This is a genomic window from Streptacidiphilus sp. PB12-B1b (assembly GCF_014084125.1).
Classification (GTDB): domain Bacteria; phylum Actinomycetota; class Actinomycetes; order Streptomycetales; family Streptomycetaceae; genus Streptacidiphilus.
The window spans coordinates 4,447,792-4,470,785 of the sequence record NZ_CP048405.1 but is presented as its reverse complement, the minus strand read 5'-3'; the positions used below and the strand labels follow the sequence as shown (position 1 = coordinate 4,470,785).

The window sequence follows — 22,994 nt, the reverse complement described above, 5'->3', positions numbered from 1 at the left end:
GGTCGATCAGAACAGCGGACCGGTGATCGGCAGTACCACCTCGCAGGGGACCGGGCGCGGGTGGGCCGGGTCGAGGGCGTTCAGGACGTCGGTCAGGGCGATCGGGTCGGCCGCGATCTCCAGGTGGTCGGTGGTGTCGAGCGAGCACTGGTTCTGCAGCAGGATGTTGCTGACGTTGGGCGCGGCGGGCAGGAACGCGTTGGTGTACGGGGTGACCACCTCGTCGTCGGTGGACTCGATCACGGTGTAGCCCACCCCGGGGACGGTCTCGCCGCCGGCGTTCAGCGCGGTCAGGAACGCCGAGCCGTCCTCCTGCTGGACGCAGGCCGCGCACGGGCCGTTGAGCAGGCCGTTGATCGGGTCGATCAGGTTCAGCTGTCTGCCCAGCTCGGTGATGCCGTCCAGGGTGGTGCCGTTGTTGCTGGGCGCCAGCGCCACCAGCTTGTCCACCTTGGCCGCGCCGCCGAGGTTCTTGATGTAGTAGCGCGGCATCATGCCGCCCTGGGAGTGTCCGACCAGGTCCACCTTGGCGCTGCCGGTGGCGGCCAGCACCTGGTTGACGAAGGACTCCAACTGTCCGGCGCTGGTGGGGATGTCACCGGTGCTCTGGAGGATCGAGTTCGGCGAGGCGCCGCCGTAGTTGAAGGCGAAGACGCAGTAGCCGTTGTCGGCCAGCAGCGGCGAGGCGGCGCCCCAGTTGTCGCTCATGTTGGCGAAGGTGCCGTTGACCAGCACCACCGGGTACGGGTGGGCGGCGCTCGGCCTGCAGGACCAGTCGTCCGCGCCGAGCGGCGGCGTGGTCGGGGTGAGCGCCCCGGCCAGGACGCCGGTGGCGAAGTCGTAGTCCACCGGGTAGGAGGGCGCCGCCGCGGCGGGCTGCGCGCAGGCCATCGCCAGGCCCACGGCTGCCGCCGCCGCGACCGAGAGCAGCCGAAGTCCGCCGTTCCGCTTGTCCGATTTCATGCCGAGTCCTGTCCCTTGTCGTGGAATTGCGGGAAATCCGGTCCGCAATCGAGTGGGATTGTCGAACCTGCGATCGGACGTGGACGCTAGGAGTGCCGGCCAATCCCGTCAACGGCCTCGGCGCGGGCCGACGGGAAGTGCTCGACCAGATGCCATTTATCGCTCGGCGGCATCCTAGGGAACTGTCATCAGCCCTAGCGGGAACGACTCGGGCGCATTGCCGCACCGCCCGGCGGCGCACACCTCGCGGCACGCACGAGAGCCGGGAAAAGCCACGTCAGAACTATTGACTCGTCAGTAACATAGTCGCATACTCACGTCGGGCGGCCCTGTTTGGCGGAGGACGGGGCCCCGAACGAAGAGGCATGGAGTGGCCGGACCGTGGACCGCTTTGCCACGCAATTTCGCGGCCGAGGTCAGGAAGGAAAGAGAGACCCTGGCCGCCGAGATCATCCGGGAGATCCGGCGGCAGGTCCCTGAATTCGGCCGGCCGCTCTCCGGGCAATTCGGCGCGGGAATCCAGTACGGCGTGGAGACCGCGCTGGCCGAGTTCGCCGACCTCATCGACGGCCGCGGCGGACCGCCGCGCGGCGCGGTGGGCGCGGTCGGCACGGCTGGCGCGGCCCCCGGCGACCGCTACCGCGACCGCGGCCTCGGCGAGGAGCGGCTGCGGGTCTACCGCGCCCTCGGCCGCGGCGAACTGGCCGAGGGCCGCAGCCTGGACGCGCTGCAGGCCGCCTACCGGCTCGGCGCCCGGGTCGCCTGGCGGCGCTACGCCCGGGTGGCCCGGCGGGTCGGCCTCGGCCCCGACCTGGTGGTCCTGCTCGCCGAGGCGATCTTCGCCCACATCGACGAGATCACCTCGGCGTCCGTCCAGGGCTACGCCGAGGCCAAGGCCGACCACGCCGGCGCCCAGGGCCGGCTCCGGGTCCGGCTGCTGCACCTGCTGGTCACCGCCGCCGATCCGGTGGAGGTGGAGCAGGCGGCGGCCGCCGCCGACTGGCCGCTGCCGGAGCGGATCGCCTGCGTCTCGCTGGGGCCGCCCCCGGCGCCCGCGCCGGGCCCCGCGCCGCCCGCCGGCCGCCGCCGCAGGCTGCCCGACCCGGTGCTGGCCGACCTCGACTGCCCCGACCCCTACCTGCTGGTGCCGGAACCGGCCCTGCTCCTGCGCGACGGCCAGGTCCGGGCGGTACTGCAGGGCCGGGAGGCGGTGATCGGCCCGACCGTGCCGGTCGGCCTGGCCGCCGACTCGCTGCGCTGGGCCCGGACCGTCCGCGCGGCCGCCCTGCGCCCGGGCCCGCCCGTCCCGGCCGACGCCGCCCCGGCCGAGCCGTTCAACTGCGACGACTGCCTGCCCGACCTGCTGCTGCTCGGCGACGAGCCGCTGGTGCGGCTGATGGCCGAGCGGCGGCTGCGGCCGCTGGCCGCCCTGACCGCCAAGCAGAGCGAGCGGCTGGCGGCGACCCTGCTGGCCTGGCTGCAGACGGACAGCGGGAGCGCTCCCGAGGTGGCCGTCCGGCTGGGCATCCACCCGCAGACGGCCCGTCAGCGGCTGCACCGGGTGCACCAGTTGTTCGGCGCGGACCTGCACGACCCGGACGCCAGATTCGAGTTCGAGGTCGCGCTGCGCGGGCGGCTGCTGCAGGAGAAACTGATCAGCCGTCACCCGTACTGCACCGGAAGCTGATCCAGCATCTACAGTGTCAGGTATGCCTGCGATCGAACTCTCGTCAGGAACCCTCGACTACACCGACACCGGCGACGGCCCCGCGGTCGTCCTGGTCCACGGGCTCGCCATGGACGGCACCGTGTGGCGCCATGTCGTGGACGAACTCTCGGAACAGCACCGGGTGGTGGTGCCCACCCTCCCGCTCGGCTCGCACCTGCGGCCCATGCGCCCCGGGGCGGACCTCTCCCCGGACGGCATGGCCCGGCTGCTGGGCGAGTTCCTGGAGGCGCTGGAGCTGACCGCGGTCACCCTGGTGCAGAACGACGTCTCCACCGGCATGCTGCTGGCGGTCTCCGGCGCGCCCGCCGCCGAGCGCATCGCCCGGCTGGTGCTGGTCTCCGTGGAGGCGTTCGACAACTTCCCGCCGGGCCTGCCCGGGCGCACCATCTGGCTGGCGGCCAAGGTGCCCGGCGGACTGGCCGCGGCCGCCGCGCCGCTGCGGGTGCCCGCGCTGCGCCGCCTGCCGCTGGCGTACGGCCTGCTGTCCAAGCGGCCGGTGCCGCGCCCGGTCACCGACCGCTGGACCGGCCCGCTGCTGAACGACCCGGACGCCCGCCGCGACCTGCGCCGCTACCTGCTCGGCGCCCGCCCGGGCCGGCTGCTGGAGGCCGCGGAGCGGGCCGGCGCGTTCGAGCGCCCGGTGCTGGTGGTCTGGGGGGCCGAGGACCGGGTGATGCCCCCGGCCCACGGCCGCCGGCTCGCCGACCTCTTCCCGCAGGGCTCCTACCTGGAGATCCCGGACAGCCGGACGCTCGTCCCGGAGGACCAGCCGAGCGCCCTGGCCGCCGCCGTGGCGGACTTCACCGCCGGAAAACCCGTGGCCGCGGACCACCGGTGACCGCCGAAAGCCGCTGACCGCCGGTCACAGGCCCAGCAGCCGCACCGACTCCTCCCGCATCTCGACCTTGCGGATCTTGCCGGTGACGGTGATCGGGAAGGCGTCCACCACATGGACGTAGCGCGGGATCTTGTAGTGCGCGAGCTTGCCGGAGCAGAAGGCGCGCACCGCGTCGGCGGTCAGCTCCGGCGCGCCCGGCCGCAGCCGGACCCAGGCCATCAGCTCCTCGCCGTACTTCTCGTCGGGGACGCCGATGACCTGGGCGTCCAGCACGTCCGGGTGGGTGTGGAGGAACTCCTCGACCTCGCGCGGGTAGATGTTCTCGCCGCCCCGGATCACCATGTCCTTGATCCGGCCGGTGATGGTGAGGTAGCCGTCGGCGTCCATCGCGGCCAGATCGCCGGTGTGCATCCAGCCGTCGGCGTCCACAGCCTCGGCGGTCTGCTCCGGCTGGTCCCAGTAGCCGGTCATCACCGAGTAGCCGCGGGTGCACAGCTCCCCGTCGGCGCCGCGCGGCAGGATCGCGCCGGTGGCCGGGTCGACCACCTTGACCTCCAGGTGCGGCCCGACCCGGCCGACCGTGGACACCCGCTGCTCCAGCGAGTCCGTGGTCCGGGTCTGCGCGGAGACCGGCGAGGTCTCGGTCATGCCATAGCAGATCGAGACGTCCCGCATGCCCATCCGGTCGACCACCTGCCGCATCACCTCGGTCGGGCAGGGCGATCCGGCCATGATGCCGGTGCGCAGCGAGGACAGGTCGTGCCCGGCGAACCCCGGGTCGCTGAGCATGGCGATGAACATGGTCGGCACGCCGTACAGCGAGGTGCAGCGCTCGGCGGCGACCGTGCGCAGCGTGGCGTCGGGGTCGAAGGCCGGGGCCGGGATGACCACGCAGGCGCCGTGCGAGACGGCCGCGAGGGTGCCCATGACCATGCCGAAGCAGTGGTAGAAGGGGACCGGGACGCAGATCCGGTCCGCCTCGGTGTACTCGCACAGCTCGCCGACGAAGTAGCCGTTGTTGAGGATGTTGCGGTGCGAGAGGGTCGCGCCCTTGGGGAAGCCGGTCGTCCCCGAGGTGTACTGGATGTTGATCGGGTCGCCCGGGGCCAGCCCGGCGCCGACGGCCGCCAGCCGCTCGCGGTCCCCGGCCCGACCGGCCGCCAGCAGCGCCGTCCAGGACTCCTCGCCGATCAGCACGGTGTCGCGCAGCGCCGGACAGCGCGGCGCGGCCTCGGCCAGCATCCCGGCGTAGTCGGAGGTCTTGAACGAGGGCAGGGCCACCACCGTCCGCACCCCGGACTGGCGCAGCACGAACTCCAACTCGTGGGCGCGGTAACCGGGGTTGATGGTGACCAGGATCGCGCCGATGCGCGCGGTGGCGTACTGCAGGAAGGTCCACTCCGGGCAGTTGGGCGACCAGATGCCCACCCGGTCGCCCGGCTCCACCCCGAGCGCCAGCAGCCCCAGCGCCACCGCGTCCACCTCGTCGGCCAGTTCGCGGTAGCTCCAGCGGCGCCCGGAGGCGGCGTCCACCAGGGCCTCGCGCCCGCCGTGGGCGGCGACGGTCCGGTCCAGATTGCCGCCGATGGTCTCCTCCAACAGGGGGCTGTCGGTGGGGCCGGCGGCGAGGCTGGGGGCTGGTGCGGCCATGGGAACTCCTCGGAGGGCTGGGGGAGCGGACCTGACGGGCTGCGCGCTGGTACACGTCTCATCAGCACCTTAGAGCCGCGGCAGCGGCTCGGACAGGGATCTTCACGAGATCGGCGGGCGTCCGGCGGTAGGGTGCGGAGCACGGCGGGCCGGCACGGCGGAACGGGAGTCCAGCACCCCATGAACGTGATCCTCTTCGGCGCCACCGGCATGGTCGGCCAGGACGTGCTGCGGGAGTGCCTGCGGTCGGACGCCGTGGCCCGGGTGCTGGTCGTCGGCCGCACCCCGGTCGGGGTGCGCCACCCCAAGCTGCGCGAGATCGTCCGCCCCGACGTGTCCGACCTGGACGGCCTCGGGGACGAGCTGGACGGCTACCACGCCTGCTTCTTCTGCCTGGGCGTCTCCTCCGTGGGCATGAACGAGGACGCCTACCGCGCGGTCACCCACGACCTGACCCTCGCCGTGGCCCGGGCGGTCAGCGCCCGCAACCCCGGACTGGTCCTCACCTACGTCTCCGGGGCCGGGACCGACAGCAGCGGCCAGGGCCGGACCATGTGGGCCCGGGTCAAGGGCCGCACCGAGAACGACCTGCTGGCGCTGGACGTCGACGGCTACATGTTCCGCCCCGGCTACATCCAGCCCGGACCGGGCACGGTCTCCAAGACCCGCTTGTACCGGGTGGTCTACCGGATCGTCAGCCCCGTCGCCCCGCTGCTCCGGCGGCTGTTCCCGAACCAGGTCACCTCCGGCGACCGGATCGGCCGGGCCATGCTCGCGGTGGCCGTCCCGGGTGCGGGCGGCCGGGTGCCCGCCAACCGCATCCTCGGCACGCGCGAGATCAACGCCCTGGGCGGCCCGCCGGGGCCGGAGGGCCGCGATGATCGCGGGTGATCCGGACACTCTGCTAGAGTTGAGGAACCGACGCGGGGTGGAGCAGCTCGGTAGCTCGCTGGGCTCATAACCCAGAGGTCGCAGGTTCAAATCCTGTCCCCGCTACTTGAACTCTGTAGGCCCGGCGTTCGCGCGCTGGGCCTACAGAGTTTTGTGCGCCAGGCCGGCGCCCCACCTGCGGAGAGTCCCTCCGCCACCCCTGGCTCGTTCTTGTGAACCTCCGCGCGAAGCGCTGCGGAGCCCTCCTCGAAGCGTGCCGCTACGAGGAAGGTTCTCCATGAACCATCGCACCAGCCGCACCAACGACCCGCGTCCCGCGACCCGGTTCGGGCGCCCCACCGGGGCCCCGCGTACCAACCCGGCCGCCTCCCGCGGCCGGTCCTCCGGCCAGCAGGGCGCGCCGCGCCGTCGGCCGCTGGTCCAGTCGGGCGAGTTCGAGATGCCCGTCAGCACCACCCCCTCGCTGCCCGCGGTCGCCGCCTTCGCCGAGCTGGAGATGCCCGGCGGGCTGCTGGCCACGCTGACCCGCGAGGGCGTCACCGAGCCGTTCCCGATCCAGGCCGCGACCCTGCCGAACTCCCTGGCAGGCCGTGACGTCCTCGGGCGCGGACGCACCGGCTCCGGCAAGACCCTGGCGTTCGGCCTGGCCGTGCTGGCCCGGACGGCGGGCCGCCGGGCGGAGCCCAAGGCGCCGCTGGCGCTGGTGCTGGTCCCGACCCGGGAGCTGGCCCAGCAGGTCGCCGACGCGCTCACCCCGTACGCCACCGCTGTCAACCTGCGGCTGACGACCGTGGTCGGCGGCATGTCGATCACCCGCCAGTCGGCGGCGCTGCGGCGCGGCGTCGAGCTGCTGATCGCCACCCCGGGCCGGCTGAAGGACCTGATCGACCGCGGCGACTGCCGGCTCGACCGGGTGGCCGTCACGGTCCTGGACGAGGCCGACCAGATGGCCGACATGGGCTTCCTGCCGCAGGTCACCAACCTGCTGGAGCAGGTCCAGCCGAACGGCCAGACGATGCTGTTCTCGGCGACCCTGGACCGCAACGTGGACCGGCTGGTCCGCCGCTTCCTGAACGACCCGGTCACCCATTCGGTCGATCCCTCGGCCGGTGCCGTCACCACCATGGACCACCACGTCCTGTACGTCGCCGACGCCGACAAGCGCGCGGTCACCGTGGAGATCGCCGCCCGCGAGGGCCGGGTGATCATGTTCATGGACACCAAGCACGCCACCGACAAGCTGGCCAAGGAGCTGCTCGCCAACGGCGTACGCGCCGCCTCGCTGCACGGCGGCAAGTCCCAGCCGCAGCGCAACCGGGTGCTGGAGCAGTTCCGCGACGGCCACATCACCGCGCTGGTCGCCACCAACGTCGCCGCCCGCGGCATCCACGTCGACAACCTGGACCTGGTCGTCAACGTGGACCCGCCCACCGACCACAAGGACTACCTGCACCGCGGCGGCCGCACCGCCCGCGCGGGGGAGTCCGGCACGGTGGTCACGCTGGTGCTGGCCAACCAGCGCCGGGAGATGACCCGGCTGATGGCCGACGCCGGGATCACCCCCAACAACGACCGGGTGCGCTCCGGCGACGCCGAGCTGTCCCGGATCACCGGCGCCCGCAAGCCCAGCGGCGTCCCGGTGGTCATCACCGTCCCGGCCCCGGCCGTGCCGGCGCAGAGCGCCCGCAAGCCGCGCGGCTCGGGCTCCGGCTCCCGCTCGGGCGGGCGTTCGGGGGCGGCGGCGGGCGGCTCGCGCTCCGGCTCCGGCGCGTCCTACGGCGCGGGGGCCGCGCAGCCGCGCAGCCGCCGTCCCCGCCGCAGTGGCGGCAGCGGCACCGGCGCGGGCGGCGCCTCCCGCCCCGGCCGCGCGGTCTGACCGCAGCCGGCACCTTCCGCAGAACGACGAGGGCGGGCACCCCCCCGTGGTGCCCGCCCTCTGGCACGCCAGCGCACCGAGGGTCCATCCTGGTCCTGACCGAACCGGTGGAATCACCCCCGACCAGGGGTGATTCCACCGCCGACCGGGGGTCGTCCGGTTTCCCCCGCCGATTCGAGCTGATGTACGGTCGCGCGGAACCCCTTCGGGCGGACGAGTCAGGCATCGAGTCAGGAACAGTCACGTGGTCCCAGCAGAAACGAACAGCGCGATACGCGGTGAACCCGTGCGCGTCATGGTCGTCGACGACGAGGCGCTGATCCGCTCCGGACTTGCGATGATCCTCAACAGCGCCCCGGACATCGAGGTCGTCGGCACCTGCTCCGGCACCGAGACCATGTCCGCCGTACGGACCCACCGGCCGCACGTCGTGCTGCTGGACATCCGGATGCCCGACGTGGACGGGCTCACCCTGCTGCGACGGCTGCGGGCGCTCCCGGACAGCCCCTACGTGGCCATGCTCACCACCTTCGACACCGACGAGTACCTCGACCAGGCGCTGACCATGGGCGCCAGCGGCTTCCTGCTGAAGGACACCGACCCGGACATCCTGGCCAGCTCGGTGCGCGCGGTCGCCACCGGCGCCGGCTGCCTCTCCACGCCGGTCCTGCGCCGCCTGCGCGACAACCGCACCCGCACCGTCGGCGGCGGCAGCGGCAGCGCGGCGGTGGACAGCCTCACCGTCCGCGAACGGCAGGTCCTCGGCCACCTCGGCCAGGGCCTGTCCAACGTCGAGATAGGCGCCCGGATGCACCTGGGCGCCGCCACCGTCAAGGACTACGTGAGCGCGGTCCTCACCAAGCTGGGCGTGGCCAACCGGATCCAGGCCGCGGTCCTCGCCGAGCGGGCGGGGCTGATCGAGGACATCCAGGCCCCATGAACACCTCCAGCCTGTACACCGCGCGCCGACGGTTGCCGCTGCTCTCCCGCCTGCGGCCCCCGGCCCGGCTGCGCCGCGCGGGCTCGACCCGGCTGCGCGACTGGGCGGTCACCTTCGTCCTGGTGGTCGCGGCCATGCTGGACGCCTGGCTGAACTTCCCGGCGCCGCGCGACTGGACCTTCTACGCCTCGGTGATCGCCGCCGCCGCGCTGCTGCTGCGCGACCGCTACCCGCGCACGGTCCTGCTGGTCACCCTCCCCGGCGTCTACACCGGCACCGCCATGGTCGCGGCCATGGTCGCGCTCTACAGCGTGGCCCGCAGCCGCCCGGCGGGCCGGCAGACGTGGCTGGCGGCCGGACTGGTGGGCCTGGGCATGTTCGTGCCCTGGCCGCTCAGCGACTTCGTCAGCGAGACCACCAGCGACCACGTGCTGGACCTCATCCACGCGCTGATGCTGGCCGGCGGCCCCACCGCGCTGGGCCTGCTGCTGCAGACCCGGGAGGCCCTGAACGCCCGGATAGCGGAGCTGGCCACCCTGCGCGACCACGAGCGGGAGCTGCACGCGCAGACCGTGCTGGCCCGCGAGCGCGCCCGGATCGCCCGGGAGATGCACGACGTGGTCTCGCACCAGGCGGGGCTGATCGCCGTCCAGGCCGGGGCGCTGCAGGTGACCGCGCGCGACCCGGAGGTGCGGCAGACCGCCAAGATGCTGCGCGGCCTGGCCGTGGCCACCCTGGAGGAGCTGCGCACCATGATCCTGGTGCTGCGGGCGGCCGGCGCCGGCCCGACCGAGCTGGTGCCGCAGCCCCGGCTGACCGACCTGCCCCGGCTGGTCGCCGAGTCCGAGGTGGACGCCGTGCTGCACCTGTTCGTCCCGCCCGAGGCCGCCCTGCCCGAGCCGGTGGAGCGGGCCGCCTACCGCACCGTGCAGGAGGCGCTGACCAACGTCCGCAAGCACGCGCCCGGCGCCTGGACCGAGGTCAGCGTGCTGCTGGACGGCGACCGGCTGTTGGTGTCGGTGGAGAACGGCCCGGCGTCCGCGCCCGGCTCGCTGGACCTGCCCGGCGGCGGCCACGGCATCGTCGGCCTGCGCGAGCGGGCCACCCTGCTGGGCGGCTCGCTGCGGGCCGCGCCGCTGGAGGACGGCGGCTTCGGCGTGCGGCTCAAGGTCCCTGTCGCCACGCCCCAGGGGTCCTCCCGGGACTAGGCTCGCCCACGTACCGAACATGCTGGATATCAGGATGGAGAGAACGTGATGTCCGAGGGAACCCGTCCGGACCGGCTGCCGCTCGACCGCTCGGCCGAGTGGGCCGAGCTGGGCAAGCACCGCGCGCAGCTGGGCGAGGTGCATCTGCGGGAGCTGTTCGCCGCCGATCCGCAGCGCGGCGAGAAGTACACCCTCCAGGTCGGCGACCTCTACCTGGACTACTCGAAGCACCTGGTGAACGACGAGACCCTGGGCCTGCTGCGGCAGCTGGCGGCGGCCCGCGGCGTGGCCGAGCTGCGGGACGCCATGTTCCGGGGCGAGAAGATCAACATCACCGAGCACCGGGCCGTGCTGCACACCGCCCTGCGGGCCCCGCGCGGCGCGGTGGTCGAGGTCGACGGCGAGAACGTCGTCCCGGCGGTGCACGCGGTGCTGGACAAGATGGCCGCCTTCGCCGACCGGATCCGCTCGGGGGAGTGGAAGGGCCACACCGGCAAGCGCATCCGCACCGTCGTCAACATCGGCATTGGCGGCTCGGACCTGGGCCCGGCCATGGCTTACGAGGCGCTGCGCCCGTTCACCGACCGCGACCTCTCCGTGCGTTTCGTCTCCAACGTGGACGGGGCCGACCTGCACGAGGCGGTGCGCGGCCTGGACGCGGGCGAGACGCTGTTCATCGTCGCCTCCAAGACCTTCACCACCATCGAGACCATCACCAACGCCACCTCCGCCCGCAACTGGCTGCTGGACCAGCTGGGCGCCGGCCGCGAGGCGGTGGCCAAGCACTTCGTCGCGCTGTCCACCAACAGCTCGGGCGTGGCGGACTTCGGCATCGACGTCGCCAACATGTTCGAGTTCTGGGACTGGGTGGGCGGCCGCTACTCCTACGACTCGGCCATCGGCCTGTCGCTGATGATCGCCATCGGCCCGGAGCGCTTCCGCGAGATGCTGGACGGCTTCCACCTGGTCGACGAGCACTTCCGCACCGCCCCGCCGGAGCAGAACATCCCGCTGCTGCTCGGCCTGCTCGGGGTCTGGTACGGCGCGTTCTTCGACGCCCAGTCGCACGCGGTGCTGCCGTACTCGCACTACCTGTCGAAGTTCACCGCCTACCTCCAGCAGCTGGACATGGAGTCCAACGGCAAGTCGGTGGACCGCGAGGGCGAGCCGGTCCGCTGGCAGACCGGCCCGGTGGTCTGGGGCACCCCCGGCACCAACGGCCAGCACGCCTACTACCAGCTGATCCACCAGGGCACCAAGGTCATCCCGGCGGACCTGATCGGCTTCGCCCGGCCGGTCGCCGAGCTGGAGCCGGACCTGGCGGCCCAGCACGACCTGCTGATGGCCAACCTCTTCGCCCAGGGCCAGGCGCTGGCCTTCGGCAAGACCCCGCAGGAGGTGGCGGCCGAGGGCGTCCCGGCCGAGCTGGTGCCGCACAAGACCTTCAAGGGCAACCACCCCACCAGCACCATCCTGGCCGAGGAGCTGTCGCCCTCGGTGCTGGGTCAGCTGATCGCGCTGTACGAGCACAAGGTCTTCGTCCAGGGCGCGATCTGGAACATCGACTCCTTCGACCAGTGGGGCGTCGAGCTGGGCAAGGTGCTGGCCAAGAAGATCGAGCCGGTGCTGGTCGAGGGCGTCGGCGCGGACGCGCTGGACTCCTCCACCGCCGCGCTGGCCCATCGCTACCGCACCCTGCGCGGACGCTGAGCCAGGCCCTCGCGGGCGGCGCGGCCGTGCTCACCAGGGCATGGCCACGCCGCCGTTGGGGCGCAGGATCTGGCCGGTGACGAACCGGGCGGCGTCGCTGACCAGGTAGTGGACGGCGTAGGCGACGTCCTCCGGATCGCCGATCAGCCCCAGCGGCGACATCCGCCGCAGCGGCTTCTCGGCCGCCTCCCGGGCCGCCTCGTCCAGGCTGCCGTCCGGCAGCAGGTAGTGCCGGGCGGTCATGGCGGTGCGGACCAGGCCGGGAGCGACGGCGTTGACCCGTACGCCGTAGCGCCCGGTCTCGGCGGCGAGGTTCCGGGTCAGTTGGACCACCGCGGCCTTGGAGACCGAGTAGCTCATGATCTCCGGGGTGGCCGCGTCGATCGCCCCGGAGGCGGTGTTGACGATGGCGCCGCGGCCCTGCGCGCACATGATCCGGGCGGCACACTGGCAGGCGTGGAAGGTGCCCTTGAAGTTGACGTCCAGCACGGCGTCCAGGTCGGCCTCCTCGACGTCCACCACCCGGCCGGTGCGGATGATCCCGGCGATGTTGCAGAGGATGTCCAGCCGCCCGTGCCCGGCGGCGACCGACTCCAGCAGGGCGAACACCCCGGCGCGGTCGGAGACGTCCAGCGCGGCGGCGGTGGCCCCGGCGTCCGGGCCGATCCGCCCGGCGGTGGCCGCGGCGGCCGCGCCGTCCACGTCGGTGCACACCACCCGGGCCCCGGCGGCGGCCAGGACCAGGGCGGTGGCGCGGCCGATGCCGCTGCCCGCGCCGGTGACCACGGCCACCCGCCCGTCCAGCCGGTGGGGGAGCGCGGGGCCTGCGGGGGCGGTCGGGTCGGACGTCATCGGGGCTCCTGCGGTCGGCCGGAGAGCTGACGGGTAATCAGGAATACCACGATCGCCTTGACGAATGAAGCGGCGGTAGGATTGATTACTGGCAAGTAACTTTGTGGAGGGTTGGGCCGAACCATGACCATGACACCCGTTGACCAGGCGTCCGGGCAGGACTCCGGGGCCGAGTCCGAGTTCGACCGGGGAACCGCCGTGACCCGGCGCGGGACGGAGCCGTCCGTCTACGACGCCGAGCTCGACGCCGGCTGGCGCATCGGCAGCGGCATCAACGGCGGCCTGCTGCTGGCGCTCGCCGGGCGCGCGCTGTCCCGGCACCTCGGCGACGGCACCGGCCACATGGACCCGGTGTCGGTCAGCGGCTACTACCTCAGCGCCTCCCGCCCCGGCCCGGCCGAGGTGCACACCGCCACCGTCCGCACCGGCCGCACCCTCTCCACCGGCACCGCCTCGCTGCTCCAGCGGCGCGAGGACGGCACCCCGGTCGAGCGGCTGCGGGTCCTCGCCTCCTACGGCGACCTCGCCGCGGCCGACGGGGACGTCCGCACCAGCGCCACCCCGCCCGAGATGCCGCCGCCCGACCAGTGCATCGGCACCGAGCACGCCCCGCCCGCCTTCCTGGACCAGGCCGACCTGCTGCGCCGCCTCGACCTGCGGCTCGACCCGGCCAGCGTCGGCTGGGCGCTCGGACAGCCCAGCGGCCAGGGCCGCATCCAGGGCTGGCTGCGGCTCCCGGACGGACGCCGGCCCGATCCGCTGATGCTGCTGCTGGCCGTCGACGCGCTGCCCCCGGTCACCTTCGACCTCGGCCTCTTCGGCTGGACCCCGACCGTCGAGCTCACCGCGCACGTCCGGGCCAGGCCCGTCCCCGGCTGGCTGCGGGTGGTCCACTCGACCCGCAACCTGGCCGGCGGCTTCCTGGAGGAGGACGCCGAGGTCTGGGACGAGTCCGGCCGGCTGGTCGCCCAGTCCCGCCAGCTGGCGGTCGTCCCCCGCCCGGCCTAGCCCGCGCCCGGCCCGACCCCGCCCGGCCTGAACCCCTCAGGGCGGCCGGGGTCAGAGCCGCCGGTGCATGATGTGCAGCCCGACATAGCCCAGCGTCGGGTGCCGGAAGCCCTCCGGCAGCGTGCCGACGATCTCGAAGCCGAGCGACTTCCACAGCGCCACGGCCCGGGTGTTGGACTCCACCACCGCGTTGAACTGCATCGCCCGGTAGCCCTCCGCCCGGGCCCAGGCCAGCACGTGCTCGCCCAGCGCCCGCCCCACGCCGCGCCCGCCCGCCGCCGGGGCCACCATGAAGCTGGCGCCCGCGATGTGCGAGGCCGGGCCCATGTGGTTCGGGCCCGACTTGGCCGAGCCCAGCACCGCCCCGGTGGCCTCGTCCACCGCCACCACCGTCCGCCCCGGCGGCTTCAGCAGCCACAGCGACCGCGCCTGCTCCTCGCCCAGATCCCGCGGGTAGGTGTAGGTCTCGCCCGCGGCGACGATGTCGTGCAGGAACGGCCAGATCGCGGGCCAGTCGGCCGCGGTCGCTTCACGGATCAGCATTCCGTCAGCTTATGCACCGCGACCCGCCCGGACGCCAGTGGTTTTCCCCCCGGCCCCGGGAACGGCACAATGCACACGGAGTCCCTGCGAGAAGGCGGTACCGAGCGTGACCCTTCAGAGTGCGTCCATCCAGCAGACCATCGCCGAGGAACTCGGCGTACGGGCCGGACAGGTGCAGGCCGCCGTCGACCTGCTCGACGGCGGGGCGACCGTGCCCTTCATCGCCCGCTACCGCAAGGAGGCGACCGGCGAGCTGGACGACGCCCAACTGCGCACGCTCGAGGAGAGACTGCGCTACCTGCGGGAGCTGGAGGAGCGCCGGGCGGCGATCCTGGAGTCCGTCCGCAGCCAGGGCAAGCTGGACGAAGCGCTGGAGGCGCAGATCCGCGCCGCCGACTCCAAGGCCCGGCTGGAGGACATCTACCTCCCGTTCAAGCCCAAGCGCCGCACCAAGGCCATGATCGCCCGCGAGGCCGGCCTGGAGCCGCTCGCCGACCTGCTGCTCGGCGACCCCACCCGCGACCCGCAGACCGAGGCCGCCGGCTACCTGGGCGAGAACGTCGCCGACGCCGCCGCCGCGCTGGAGGGCGCCCGCTCGATCCTGGTCGAGCGCTTCGGCGAGGACGCCGACCTGATCGGCGCGCTGCGCGAGCGGATGTGGGGCCGCGGCCGGCTGGCCGCCCGGGTCCGGGACGGCAAGGAGGCCGAAGGGGCGAAGTTCTCCGACTACTTCGACTTCTCCGAGCCCTTCGTCAAGCTGCCCTCGCACCGGGTGCTGGCGATGTTCCGGGGCGAGAAGGAGGACGTCCTCGACCTCACCCTGGAGCCCTACGCCGACGAGGCCGACGCCGAGGCCCCCGGCGGCTACGAGTCCCGGATCGCCCAGCGCTTCGAGATCGCCGACCGGGGCCGCCCGGCCGACCGCTGGCTGCTGGACACCGTCCGCTGGGCCTGGCGCACCCGCATCCTGGTCCACCTCGGCATCGACCTGCGGCTGCGGCTGCGCACCGAGGCCGAGGACGAGGCGGTACGGGTGTTCGCCGCCAACCTGCGCGACCTGCTGCTGGCCGCCCCCGCCGGCACCCGCGCCACGCTCGGCCTGGACCCGGGCTTCCGCACCGGCGTCAAGGTCGCCGTGGTCGACGCCACCGGCAAGGTCGTCGCCCACGACACCATCTACCCGCACGTCCCCGCCAACCGCTGGGACGAGTCCATCACCACCCTGGCCAGGCTCTGCGCCGCCCACCGGGTCGACCTGATCGCCATCGGCAACGGCACCGCCTCCCGCGAGACCGACAAGCTCGCGGGCGACCTGATCAAGCGCCACCCGGAACTGAAGCTCACCAAGGCGGTCGTCTCCGAGGCCGGGGCCTCGGTCTACTCGGCCTCCGCCTACGCCTCCCAGGAACTGCCCGAGCTCAACGTCTCCATCCGCGGCGCGGTCTCCATCGCCCGGCGGCTGCAGGACCCGCTCGCCGAACTGGTCAAGATCGACCCCAAGTCCATCGGCGTCGGCCAGTACCAGCACGACCTCGCCGAGGCCAAGCTGTCCCGCTCGCTCGACGCCGTCGTCGAGGACTGCGTCAACGGCGTCGGCGTGGACGTCAACACCGCCTCGGCGCCGCTGCTCACCCGGGTCTCCGGGATCACCGCCGGGCTGGCCGAGAACATCGTCGCCCACCGCGACGCCAACGGCCCGTTCCGCACCCGCAAGGGGCTCAAGGACGTCGCCCGGCTCGGGCCCAAGGCGTTCGAGCAGTGCGCGGGCTTCCTGCGCATCCCCGACGGCGACGACCCGCTGGACAGCTCCAGCGTCCACCCCGAGGCGTACCCGGTGGTGCGCCGCATCCTGGCCCAGTCCGGCAGCGACCTCAAGGGCCTGATCGGCAACAGCGCGGTGCTGCGCGGGCTGCGCCCGGCGGCCTTCGCCGACGACACCTTCGGCGTGCCGACGGTCACCGACATCCTGCGCGAGCTGGAGAAGCCTGGCCGCGACCCGCGCCCCGCCTTCCGCACGGCGGCCTTCAAGGAGGGCGTGGAGAAGCTCTCCGACCTGGAGCCCGGCATGCTGCTGGAGGGCACGGTCACCAACGTCGCCGCGTTCGGCGCGTTCGTCGACATCGGCGTGCACCAGGACGGCCTGGTCCACGTCTCGGCGCTGTCCAGGACCTTCGTCAAGGACCCGCGCGAGGTGGTGAAGTCCGGCGACATCGTCCGGGTCAAGGTGCTCGAGGTGGACATCCCGCGTAAGCGGATCTCGCTGACGCTGCGGCTGGACGACGACGCCCAGCCGGCCCGCTCCGGCCGGCGCCCCGACCGCGGCCAGGAGGCCGAGCGGGGCGGCGCCGAGCGCGGCCAGGACCGCCGCGGCGACCGGGGCCAGGGCGACCGGGGCCAGGGCGGCCAGGGCCAGGGTCGGCGGCAGCAGGGCGGCGCGCAGCCGCAGTCGCGCACGCCCCGGCCCCGGGGCGGCGGCAGCGACACCGCCCCGGGCGGCGGCGCCATGGCCGACGCGCTGCGCCGGGCCGGACTGGGCTAGCCCGGACGGCCGGCTCCGGGGCAGGCCGCCGCAGAGGCTGCCAGTGGACGATGGCACAGTCAATCCTGTCGCCGAATCCGCTGGCAGCCGCCCCCGGAACTCGTAGGATGATCAGCGGAAGCCCCGATCGCTCCCCCGTGCGAACGGGGCTCCCCTATGCCCCGGGCACCCCGGTCACCCCTGCGGTGCGTCGTCCCGGTGGCGCAGCCAGACCGCGGTGTCGGCCGGCAGCAACAGCCCCTCCGGCGACTCCTGCAACTCCCCGCTGGCCAGCAGGATCTCCGGGCGCGGCGGCAGCAGGGCCGGCTCCTGGCCCAGGTTGACCACGCACCTGAACCCGCCCGGGCGGGTGAAGTCCAGCACCCCTTCGGGCGAGGGCAGCCAGCGCATCGGTCCGTCGCCCAGCCCCGGATGGCCCCGGCGCAGCCGCAGCGCCGCCCGGTACAGCTCCAGGTGCGAGCCCGGATTGCCGCTCTGTGCGGCGACGCTGAGCTCCCGCCAGGTCTTCGGCTGGACGTCCAGCCAGGGCACGCTGCCCTCGCCGCCGAAGCCGAACGGCGGCTCCTGGCCGCTCCACGGCAGCGGCACCCGGCAGCCGTCCCGGCCCCGGTCCACCCCGCCGGTGCGCAGCCAGACCGGGTCCTCGCGCAGCTCGTCGGGGATGGACTCGACCTCCTCCAGGCCCAGTTCGTCGCCCTGGTACAGGTACACCCCGCCGGGCAGGGCGAAGGTCAGCAGCGCGGCGGCCCGGGCCCGGCGGGTGCCCAGCTCCAGGTCGACCGGCAGGCCGTGCCGGCTGGCCCGGTCGAAGCCGTAGCCGGAGTCGGCCCGCCCGTAGCGCGTGACATGGCGGGTGGTGTCGTGGTTGGACAGCACCCAGGTCGGCGGCGCGCCGACCGGGGCGTGCGCGGCCAGGGTGGCGTCGATCACCTGGCGGAACCCGGCCGCCTCCCACGGGGCGCGCAGCAGCGCGAAGTTGAAGGCGGTGTGCAGCTCGTCCGGGCGCAGGTAGCGGCAGAAGCGCTCCGGGTCGGTCTCCCACAGCTCGGCGACGAACGCCCGGTCGCCGGGGTAGGAGTCGGTGAGCCGCCGCCAGTCGCGGTAGACCGCGTGCACGCCCTCCTGGTCCCGCCAGGGGTCCGGACGGCCGTGGTGCCCGGCGCTGTCCGGCAGGCCGTCCTCCTTGACCAGGTGGTCGGTGACGTCGATCCGGAAGCCGTCCACACCCCGGTCCAGCCAGAAACGCAGCACCGACGCGAACTCGGCGCGGACCTCCGGGTTGTCCCAGTTCCAGTCCGGCTGCTCGGGCGCGAACAGGTGCAGGTACCACTCGCCGGGGCTGCCGTCCGGCTCGACCACCCGGGTCCAGGCCGGTCCGCCGAAGTGCGACTGCCAGTCCCCGGGCGGCAGTTCGCCGCCCGGGCCGCGCCCGGGGCGGAAGTGGAACCGGGCGCGCTCGGGCGAGCCGGGGGCGGCGGCCAGCGCCGCCCGGAACCAGGGGTGCTGGTCGGAGCAGTGGTTGGGGACCAGGTCCACGATGATCCGCAGGCCCGCCCGGTGGGCCTCGGCGATCAGCTGCTCGGCCTCGGCCAGGGTGCCGAAGGCCGGGTCGATGTCGCGGTAGTCGGCGACGTCGTAGCCGCCGTCCGCGAGCGGTGAGACGTACCAGGGCGAGATCCACAGGCCGTCCACGCCCAGGGCGGCCAGGTACGGCAACCTGGAGCGCAGCCCGGCGAGGTCGCCGGTGCCGTCGTCGTTCCCGTCCGCGAAGCTGCGCGGATACACCTGGTAGAGGGCGGCGCCCCGCCACCACGGCTGCCCCTGACCGCTGTCCTGCTCGCTCATGCCTGGACCTCCCTCGCCGGTCGTGAGAGTTCAGTTGATCCCTTCGGGGCGGTCGGCAACAAGAGCCCCGGCCCGGGATCCGCCGTCGCGCTGGCGCAGCACCGAGCCCGACCGGCCCTTGCGGACCTCCAGTTGGGCGGGCACCCGGTCGCGCAGGTCGGCCACGTGGCTGACGATGCCGACCGCGCGGTCCCGCTCCCGCAGCCGGTCCAGGACGTCCAGGACCTGCTCCAGGGTCTCCTCGTCGAGCGAGCCGAAGCCCTCGTCGATGAACAGGGTGTCCAGCGGCATGCCCCCGGCCTCGTCGGTGACCACGTCCGCCAGGCCCAGGGCCAGCGCCAGCGAGGCGAAGAAGCTCTCGCCGCCGGAGAGCGTGGAGGTGTCCCGCTCCTGGCCGGTCCAGGCGTCCAGCACGGTCAGCCCCAGGCCCGACCGGCCGCCGCCCCTGGCCCGGGCGTCGCTGTGGGCGAGGGTGTACCGGCCCTGCGACATCACCGCCAGCCGGGCCCCGGCCGCCGCCGCCACCTGCTCCAGCCGGGCCGCGAGGACGTACGTCTCCAGCGACATCCGCAGGGTGTTGCTGCTGCTGGTGCCCGAGGCCAGCGCGGCCAGGGCGGAGAGCGTGGCGTGCCCGGCGGCCAGCGGCGCGAGCCGCCGCTGCTGCTGCTCCAGCGCCGCGCCCAGCCGGTCCAGCGCCGCGCAGCGCTCCGCCGCGGCGGACACGGCCGTGTGGGCGCGCCGCAGCGCCCCCTCGGCGGCGTCCAGGGCGGCCGCGTCGGCCTGCGGATCGGCGACCGGCTGCCGGGCGGCGGCCAGCAGCTCGGCATCGCCCAGCTCCGCGCCCACCCGGGCCAGTTCGTCGCGGTGCCGCTGCACGCCCTCGCGCAGGGCGGCGGCACGCTCCGCCGCCAGGGCCGCCGCCGCGGCCGCCGGGCAGTCGGCGAAGCCCTCGCGCTCGGCCGCCGCCCGGGCGTCGGCCTCGGCCCGCTCCAGGGCCAGCGCCCCGGCGGTCGCCGCCCGCGCGGCCTCCGCCGCCGCGCCCAGCTGCTCGGCCAGCAGGTCGAGTTCGGCGACCCGGGCGGCCACGGACCCGGCCCCCGCCCGGCCGCGCTCCAGCTCGGCCGCCAGCTCGGCCCGGCGCAGGCCCAGCGCCTGCAGCCGGGCGGAGGCGGTGGCGGCGTCCGTCGCCGCCCGGCCCGCCTCGGCGACCCGGTGGCCGTGCTCGCGCTCCAGCCGCTCCGCGTCCTCCTGCGCCCGCACCCCGGCGGCGGCCTGCCGCTGCGCCCGCTCGTGCTCGGCGGCGAGGGCGTCGGCGGCCTGCCGCAGCTCCCCGGCCGGGAGGTCGCCCGCCACCGCCGCCAGCGCGGCGACCTCCTGACGCAGCTGCTGCAGGCCGTCCAGGGCGGCCTCGGCCGCCCGCCGGGCCGCCTGCTGGGCCCGGTCCGCCTGCTGCTCCTGGGCCTGGGTGACCTGGTCCGGGCCCGGACGCGCGGGCTGCGGATGCTCGGCCGACCCGCACACCGGACAGGCGCCGCCCGGCGCCAGCCGCTCGGCCAGCTCGGCCGCCATGCCGTCCAGTCGGCGCTCCCGCAGATCCAGCCAGTCCGCGCGGGCCCGGTCCGCCGCCCGGTTCAGCTCCTGCTCCCGCTCGGCCTCGGACGCCAGCCGGGCCCGCAGCGCCCGCGCCTGCTCGGCGGCCCCGCAGCGCCGCTCGGCCTCGGCCAGCTGCTCCGAGAACCGCGCCACCTGCCCGGCGGCCTGCTGGGCCTGCGCCACCCGGGCCTCGACCTCGCGCCGCTGCTCGGGCCAGGCCGCCAGCCAGCCCTCCGCCTCGGCCTGCCGGGCCTCGGCGTCCTCCCGCTCGGCCTCCGCCTGGGCCTGCTGCCGCCCGATGTCGTGGTACTGCTCCTCGGCTGGCAGCAGCGCCCGCAGGCCGCCCAGCTCCTCGCGGGCGGCATGCTCGGCGGCGGCCAGCTCCTCCGCCCCGGCGGCGCGCAGCGCCTGCGGCAGCAGCGCCCGGGCCCCGCGCTCGCGCTCCCGGCGGCCGTGCAGCTCCCGCTCGGCCTGCTCGCGCAGGAGCAGCAGCGGCGCGACGGCCGCCGCGCGCTGCGCCTGCTCCAGCCGCTCCACGGCGGCGTGCTGCTGCGGGGCCTGCTGCTCCAGCTCGTGCGAGCGCCGCACCGCCGCCGCGTGCCGCCGCTGGCGGTCGGCCAGCACCCGGACCGCGGCGGCCCGTTCGGCCGCGTGCCCGCGCCGCGCGGCCGCCCCGGCCTGCCCGCACTCGGCGACGGCCAGCTCCTCGCGGGCGTGCACCCGCAGCTGCGCGGCCCAGCCCAGGGCGTCCCCCTCGGCGTCCGGGCCCACGCCCTCGGCCACGGCCGGATCGGCCGCCCGGGGCCCGGCCGCCTCGCGCACCCGCTCGATCAGGGCGCTGATCTCGCCGCGCACCGCCTGGCAGGCCTTCTCCGAGCGCTGCCGACGCTCCATCAGCCAGTCCTCGACCGCCCCGAAGCGCGCCGTGTCGAACAGCCGGCCGAGCAGGTCGGCCCGCTCGGCCGCGCCGGAGTGCAGGAAGCGGGCGAACTCGCCCTGCGGCAGCAGCACCACCTGGCAGAACTGCTCCCGGCTCATCCCGAGCAGCCGCTGCACCTCAAGGCCCACCTCCTGGTGGGACTTGCTGCTCGCCCGCCACTCGCCGGCCGACCACTCGCGCAGCAGCGTCTGCGCCTTCTCGGTGGTCGAGCCGGAGCCGCGCTTCTTCGCCCGCAGCTGCTCCGGCCGTCGGGTGATCTCCAGTCGGCGGCCGCCGAGCGTCACCTCCAGCACCACCTCGGTGACGGCGTCCGGACGGGCGTGGTCGCTGCGCAGGCGGGTGCGCGGCCTGCTGCCCGGGACCGTCCCGTACAGGGCGTAGCAGACCGCGTCCAGGACGCTGGTCTTGCCCGCGCCGGTCGCCCCGCGCAGCAGGAACAGGCCGTCGGCGGCCAGCGCGTCGAAGTTCACCGCCTGGGTGTCGGCGAACGGGCCGAAGGCCGTCATCCGCAGGGCGTGCAGCCGCATCAGTCCTCGCCCCCCGCCGCCGCGCCCACGGCCTCCGTCGCCTCGCGCAGCAGCGCCTCCTCCACCGGATCCGGGGCGCTGCCCCGGACGTGCCGGACGAAGCCCAGCGCTATCTCGGCGTCGCCGAGCCCGCGGGTGCGGGCCGCGTAGCCGACCGGTCCGTCGTCGAGCCGGCCCTGGGGGTCGAACGCGAGCTGCAGGGTGTGCGGGAAGCGGGCGCGCAGCTGCTCCATGGCCCGCTCGGGCCGGGCGGCGTCGGTCAGCGTGACCTCCAGCCAGTCCTCGCGGTGGCCCGCCAGGCTCTCGTCGGCCAGCAGCTCGGCCAGGGTGCCGCGGAGCCGGCGCAGCCGCCGGGGTGCCGGGCAGTCGATCCGCCGGGCGTCGATCTCGCCGCCGGGGCCGAGGTCGACCAGCCACATGGTCTTGCGGTGGTCCGCCTCGGAGAAGGAGTACGCCAGCGGCGAGCCGCTGTAGCGCAGCCGCTCGCCCAGGGTCTGGCAGCCGTGCAGGTGCCCCAGCGCGGTGTAGTCGATGCCGTCGAAGACCGAGGCGGGGACGCTGGGCACGCCGCCGACCGAGATGTCCCGCTCGCTGTCGCTGGCCTCGCCGCCGACGACGAAGGCATGCGCCAGCACCACCGAGCGGGTGGAGCCGGGGCGGGTGGCCAGGTCCGCCCTGATCCGGGCCATGGCCGCGCCGAGCACCGCCGCGTGGCCGACCCGCTCCGCGCCCAGCTCGGCGGCGGTCAGCGCGGGCTCCAGGTAGGGCACGCCGTAGACGGCGACCGTCCCGTGGGCGTCCTCCAGCAGGACCGGCTCGTCGCAGCGGGCGACGTCGGTGCGCAGGTGGACGCCGGAGCGCTCGATCAGCCGGGCGGCGATGCCGAGCCGCCGGGCCGAGTCGTGGTTGCCGCTGATCAGCACCGTCGGCACGGACAGCCGGGCCAGCCGTTGCAACGCGCGGTCGAACAGCTCGACCGCGCCGAGGCTGGGGATGGCGCGGTCGTGGACGTCCCCGGCGACCAGCACGGCGTCCACCTGCTCGGCCCGGGCGGTCTCCACCAGGTGGTCCAGGAAGGCGGCCTGAGCGGGAAGCAGGTCCTCGCGGTGCAGGCTGCGCCCCAGGTGCCAGTCGGAGGTGTGCAGCAGCCTCATGACAGCGGCCCTGCCTGCCGGTTCGCCATCGTCCGCCCCCTCTGCCTCGGTGCGGTCGGCGCGGGTTCGGCCGACCGCTACGAGTATCACAGGCGCCACTGACAACCCGTGCCCACCAGGGCCCACAGCCGGAACGGCCCGGGCGCTCCGCGGGGGAGCGCCCGGGCCGTTCCGGCCTGGCGGGGGAG

General features: G+C 74.5%; 16 protein-coding genes and 1 tRNA gene. 10 read left to right on the top strand and 7 right to left on the bottom strand.

Annotated features, from left to right (window positions below; genetic code table 11):
* Positions 1 to 6: 6 nt before the first annotated feature.
* A complete protein-coding gene (locus tag GXW83_RS19780) occupies positions 7 to 963 on the bottom strand; it encodes a triacylglycerol lipase (RefSeq protein ID WP_182444355.1) in 957 nt (318 codons plus the stop codon).
* Between the two features lie 391 nt (positions 964 to 1,354).
* On the opposite strand from GXW83_RS19780, the gene GXW83_RS19775 reads away from it, so the two are divergent.
* On the top strand, positions 1,355 to 2,650 hold the full coding sequence (locus tag GXW83_RS19775) for a helix-turn-helix domain-containing protein (RefSeq protein ID WP_225447116.1): 1,296 nt from the start codon (positions 1,355 to 1,357) through the stop codon (positions 2,648 to 2,650).
* A 22-nt stretch (positions 2,651 to 2,672) separates the two neighbouring features.
* Positions 2,673 to 3,530, top strand: a complete 858-nt coding sequence (locus tag GXW83_RS19770) for an alpha/beta fold hydrolase (RefSeq protein WP_182444353.1) — start codon at positions 2,673 to 2,675, stop codon at positions 3,528 to 3,530.
* Positions 3,531 to 3,554: 24 nt separating this feature from the next.
* Here GXW83_RS19770 and GXW83_RS19765 read toward each other — a convergent pair whose 3' ends face one another.
* Positions 3,555 to 5,180 (bottom strand): AMP-binding protein, encoded by a 1,626-nt coding sequence (locus GXW83_RS19765; RefSeq protein ID WP_182444352.1) that lies wholly within the window; start codon positions 5,178 to 5,180, stop codon positions 3,555 to 3,557.
* A 180-nt stretch (positions 5,181 to 5,360) separates the two neighbouring features.
* Between GXW83_RS19765 and GXW83_RS19760 the strand changes: the two genes are divergently transcribed.
* The 6 genes from GXW83_RS19760 (at position 5,361) to pgi (ending at position 11,805) form a co-directional block, all read left to right on the top strand.
* Positions 5,361 to 6,071, top strand: a complete 711-nt coding sequence (locus GXW83_RS19760) for an NAD(P)H-binding protein (RefSeq protein ID WP_182444351.1) — start codon at positions 5,361 to 5,363, stop codon at positions 6,069 to 6,071.
* Positions 6,072 to 6,102: 31 nt separating this feature from the next.
* Positions 6,103 to 6,176: transfer RNA gene (locus GXW83_RS19755), tRNA-Met, on the top strand.
* A gap of 172 nt (positions 6,177 to 6,348) precedes the next feature.
* Entirely contained in the window at positions 6,349 to 7,947 is a 1,599-nt protein-coding gene (locus GXW83_RS19750) for a DEAD/DEAH box helicase (protein WP_182444350.1), read from the top strand.
* Positions 7,948 to 8,242: 295 nt separating this feature from the next.
* Positions 8,243 to 8,887, top strand: coding sequence for a response regulator transcription factor (locus GXW83_RS19745; protein WP_182447436.1), 645 nt, complete (start codon positions 8,243 to 8,245; stop codon positions 8,885 to 8,887).
* On the top strand, positions 8,884 to 10,095 hold the full coding sequence (locus GXW83_RS19740) for a sensor histidine kinase (RefSeq protein WP_182444349.1): 1,212 nt from the start codon (positions 8,884 to 8,886) through the stop codon (positions 10,093 to 10,095). The genes GXW83_RS19745 and GXW83_RS19740 overlap by 4 nt, the downstream gene beginning before the upstream one ends.
* A 48-nt stretch (positions 10,096 to 10,143) precedes the next feature.
* Positions 10,144 to 11,805 (top strand): glucose-6-phosphate isomerase, encoded by a 1,662-nt coding sequence (gene pgi / locus GXW83_RS19735; RefSeq protein WP_182444348.1) that lies wholly within the window; start codon positions 10,144 to 10,146, stop codon positions 11,803 to 11,805.
* A gap of 30 nt (positions 11,806 to 11,835) precedes the next feature.
* On the opposite strand, the gene GXW83_RS19730 is transcribed toward pgi, so the two are convergent.
* A complete protein-coding gene (locus GXW83_RS19730) occupies positions 11,836 to 12,657 on the bottom strand; it encodes an SDR family NAD(P)-dependent oxidoreductase (RefSeq protein WP_182444347.1) in 822 nt (273 codons plus the stop codon).
* Between the two features lie 123 nt (positions 12,658 to 12,780).
* Between GXW83_RS19730 and GXW83_RS19725 the strand changes: the two genes are divergently transcribed.
* Entirely contained in the window at positions 12,781 to 13,665 is an 885-nt protein-coding gene (locus GXW83_RS19725; protein WP_225447115.1) for a thioesterase family protein, read from the top strand.
* A 51-nt stretch (positions 13,666 to 13,716) separates the two neighbouring features.
* On the opposite strand, the gene GXW83_RS19720 is transcribed toward GXW83_RS19725, so the two are convergent.
* On the bottom strand, positions 13,717 to 14,208 hold the full coding sequence (locus GXW83_RS19720; protein WP_182444346.1) for a GNAT family N-acetyltransferase: 492 nt from the start codon (positions 14,206 to 14,208) through the stop codon (positions 13,717 to 13,719).
* Positions 14,209 to 14,314: 106 nt separating this feature from the next.
* Between GXW83_RS19720 and GXW83_RS19715 the strand changes: the two genes are divergently transcribed.
* Positions 14,315 to 16,747 carry a Tex family protein gene (locus GXW83_RS19715; protein ID WP_182444345.1) on the top strand — a complete coding sequence of 811 codons (2,433 nt, stop codon included), beginning with the start codon at positions 14,315 to 14,317 and terminating at the stop codon, positions 16,745 to 16,747.
* A gap of 174 nt (positions 16,748 to 16,921) precedes the next feature.
* Here GXW83_RS19715 and GXW83_RS19710 read toward each other — a convergent pair whose 3' ends face one another.
* From GXW83_RS19710 to GXW83_RS19700, 3 genes are read right to left on the bottom strand one after another with little or no spacing between them, the layout of a single operon-like run.
* Entirely contained in the window at positions 16,922 to 18,592 is a 1,671-nt protein-coding gene (locus GXW83_RS19710; protein ID WP_182444344.1) for a glycoside hydrolase family 13 protein, read from the bottom strand.
* A gap of 30 nt (positions 18,593 to 18,622) precedes the next feature.
* Positions 18,623 to 21,652 (bottom strand): AAA family ATPase, encoded by a 3,030-nt coding sequence (locus GXW83_RS19705; RefSeq protein WP_182444343.1) that lies wholly within the window; start codon positions 21,650 to 21,652, stop codon positions 18,623 to 18,625.
* On the bottom strand, positions 21,652 to 22,806 hold the full coding sequence (locus tag GXW83_RS19700; RefSeq protein ID WP_182444342.1) for an exonuclease SbcCD subunit D: 1,155 nt from the start codon (positions 22,804 to 22,806) through the stop codon (positions 21,652 to 21,654). Before GXW83_RS19700 ends, GXW83_RS19705 begins: the two co-directional genes overlap by 1 nt.
* Positions 22,807 to 22,994: the final 188 nt, after the last annotated feature.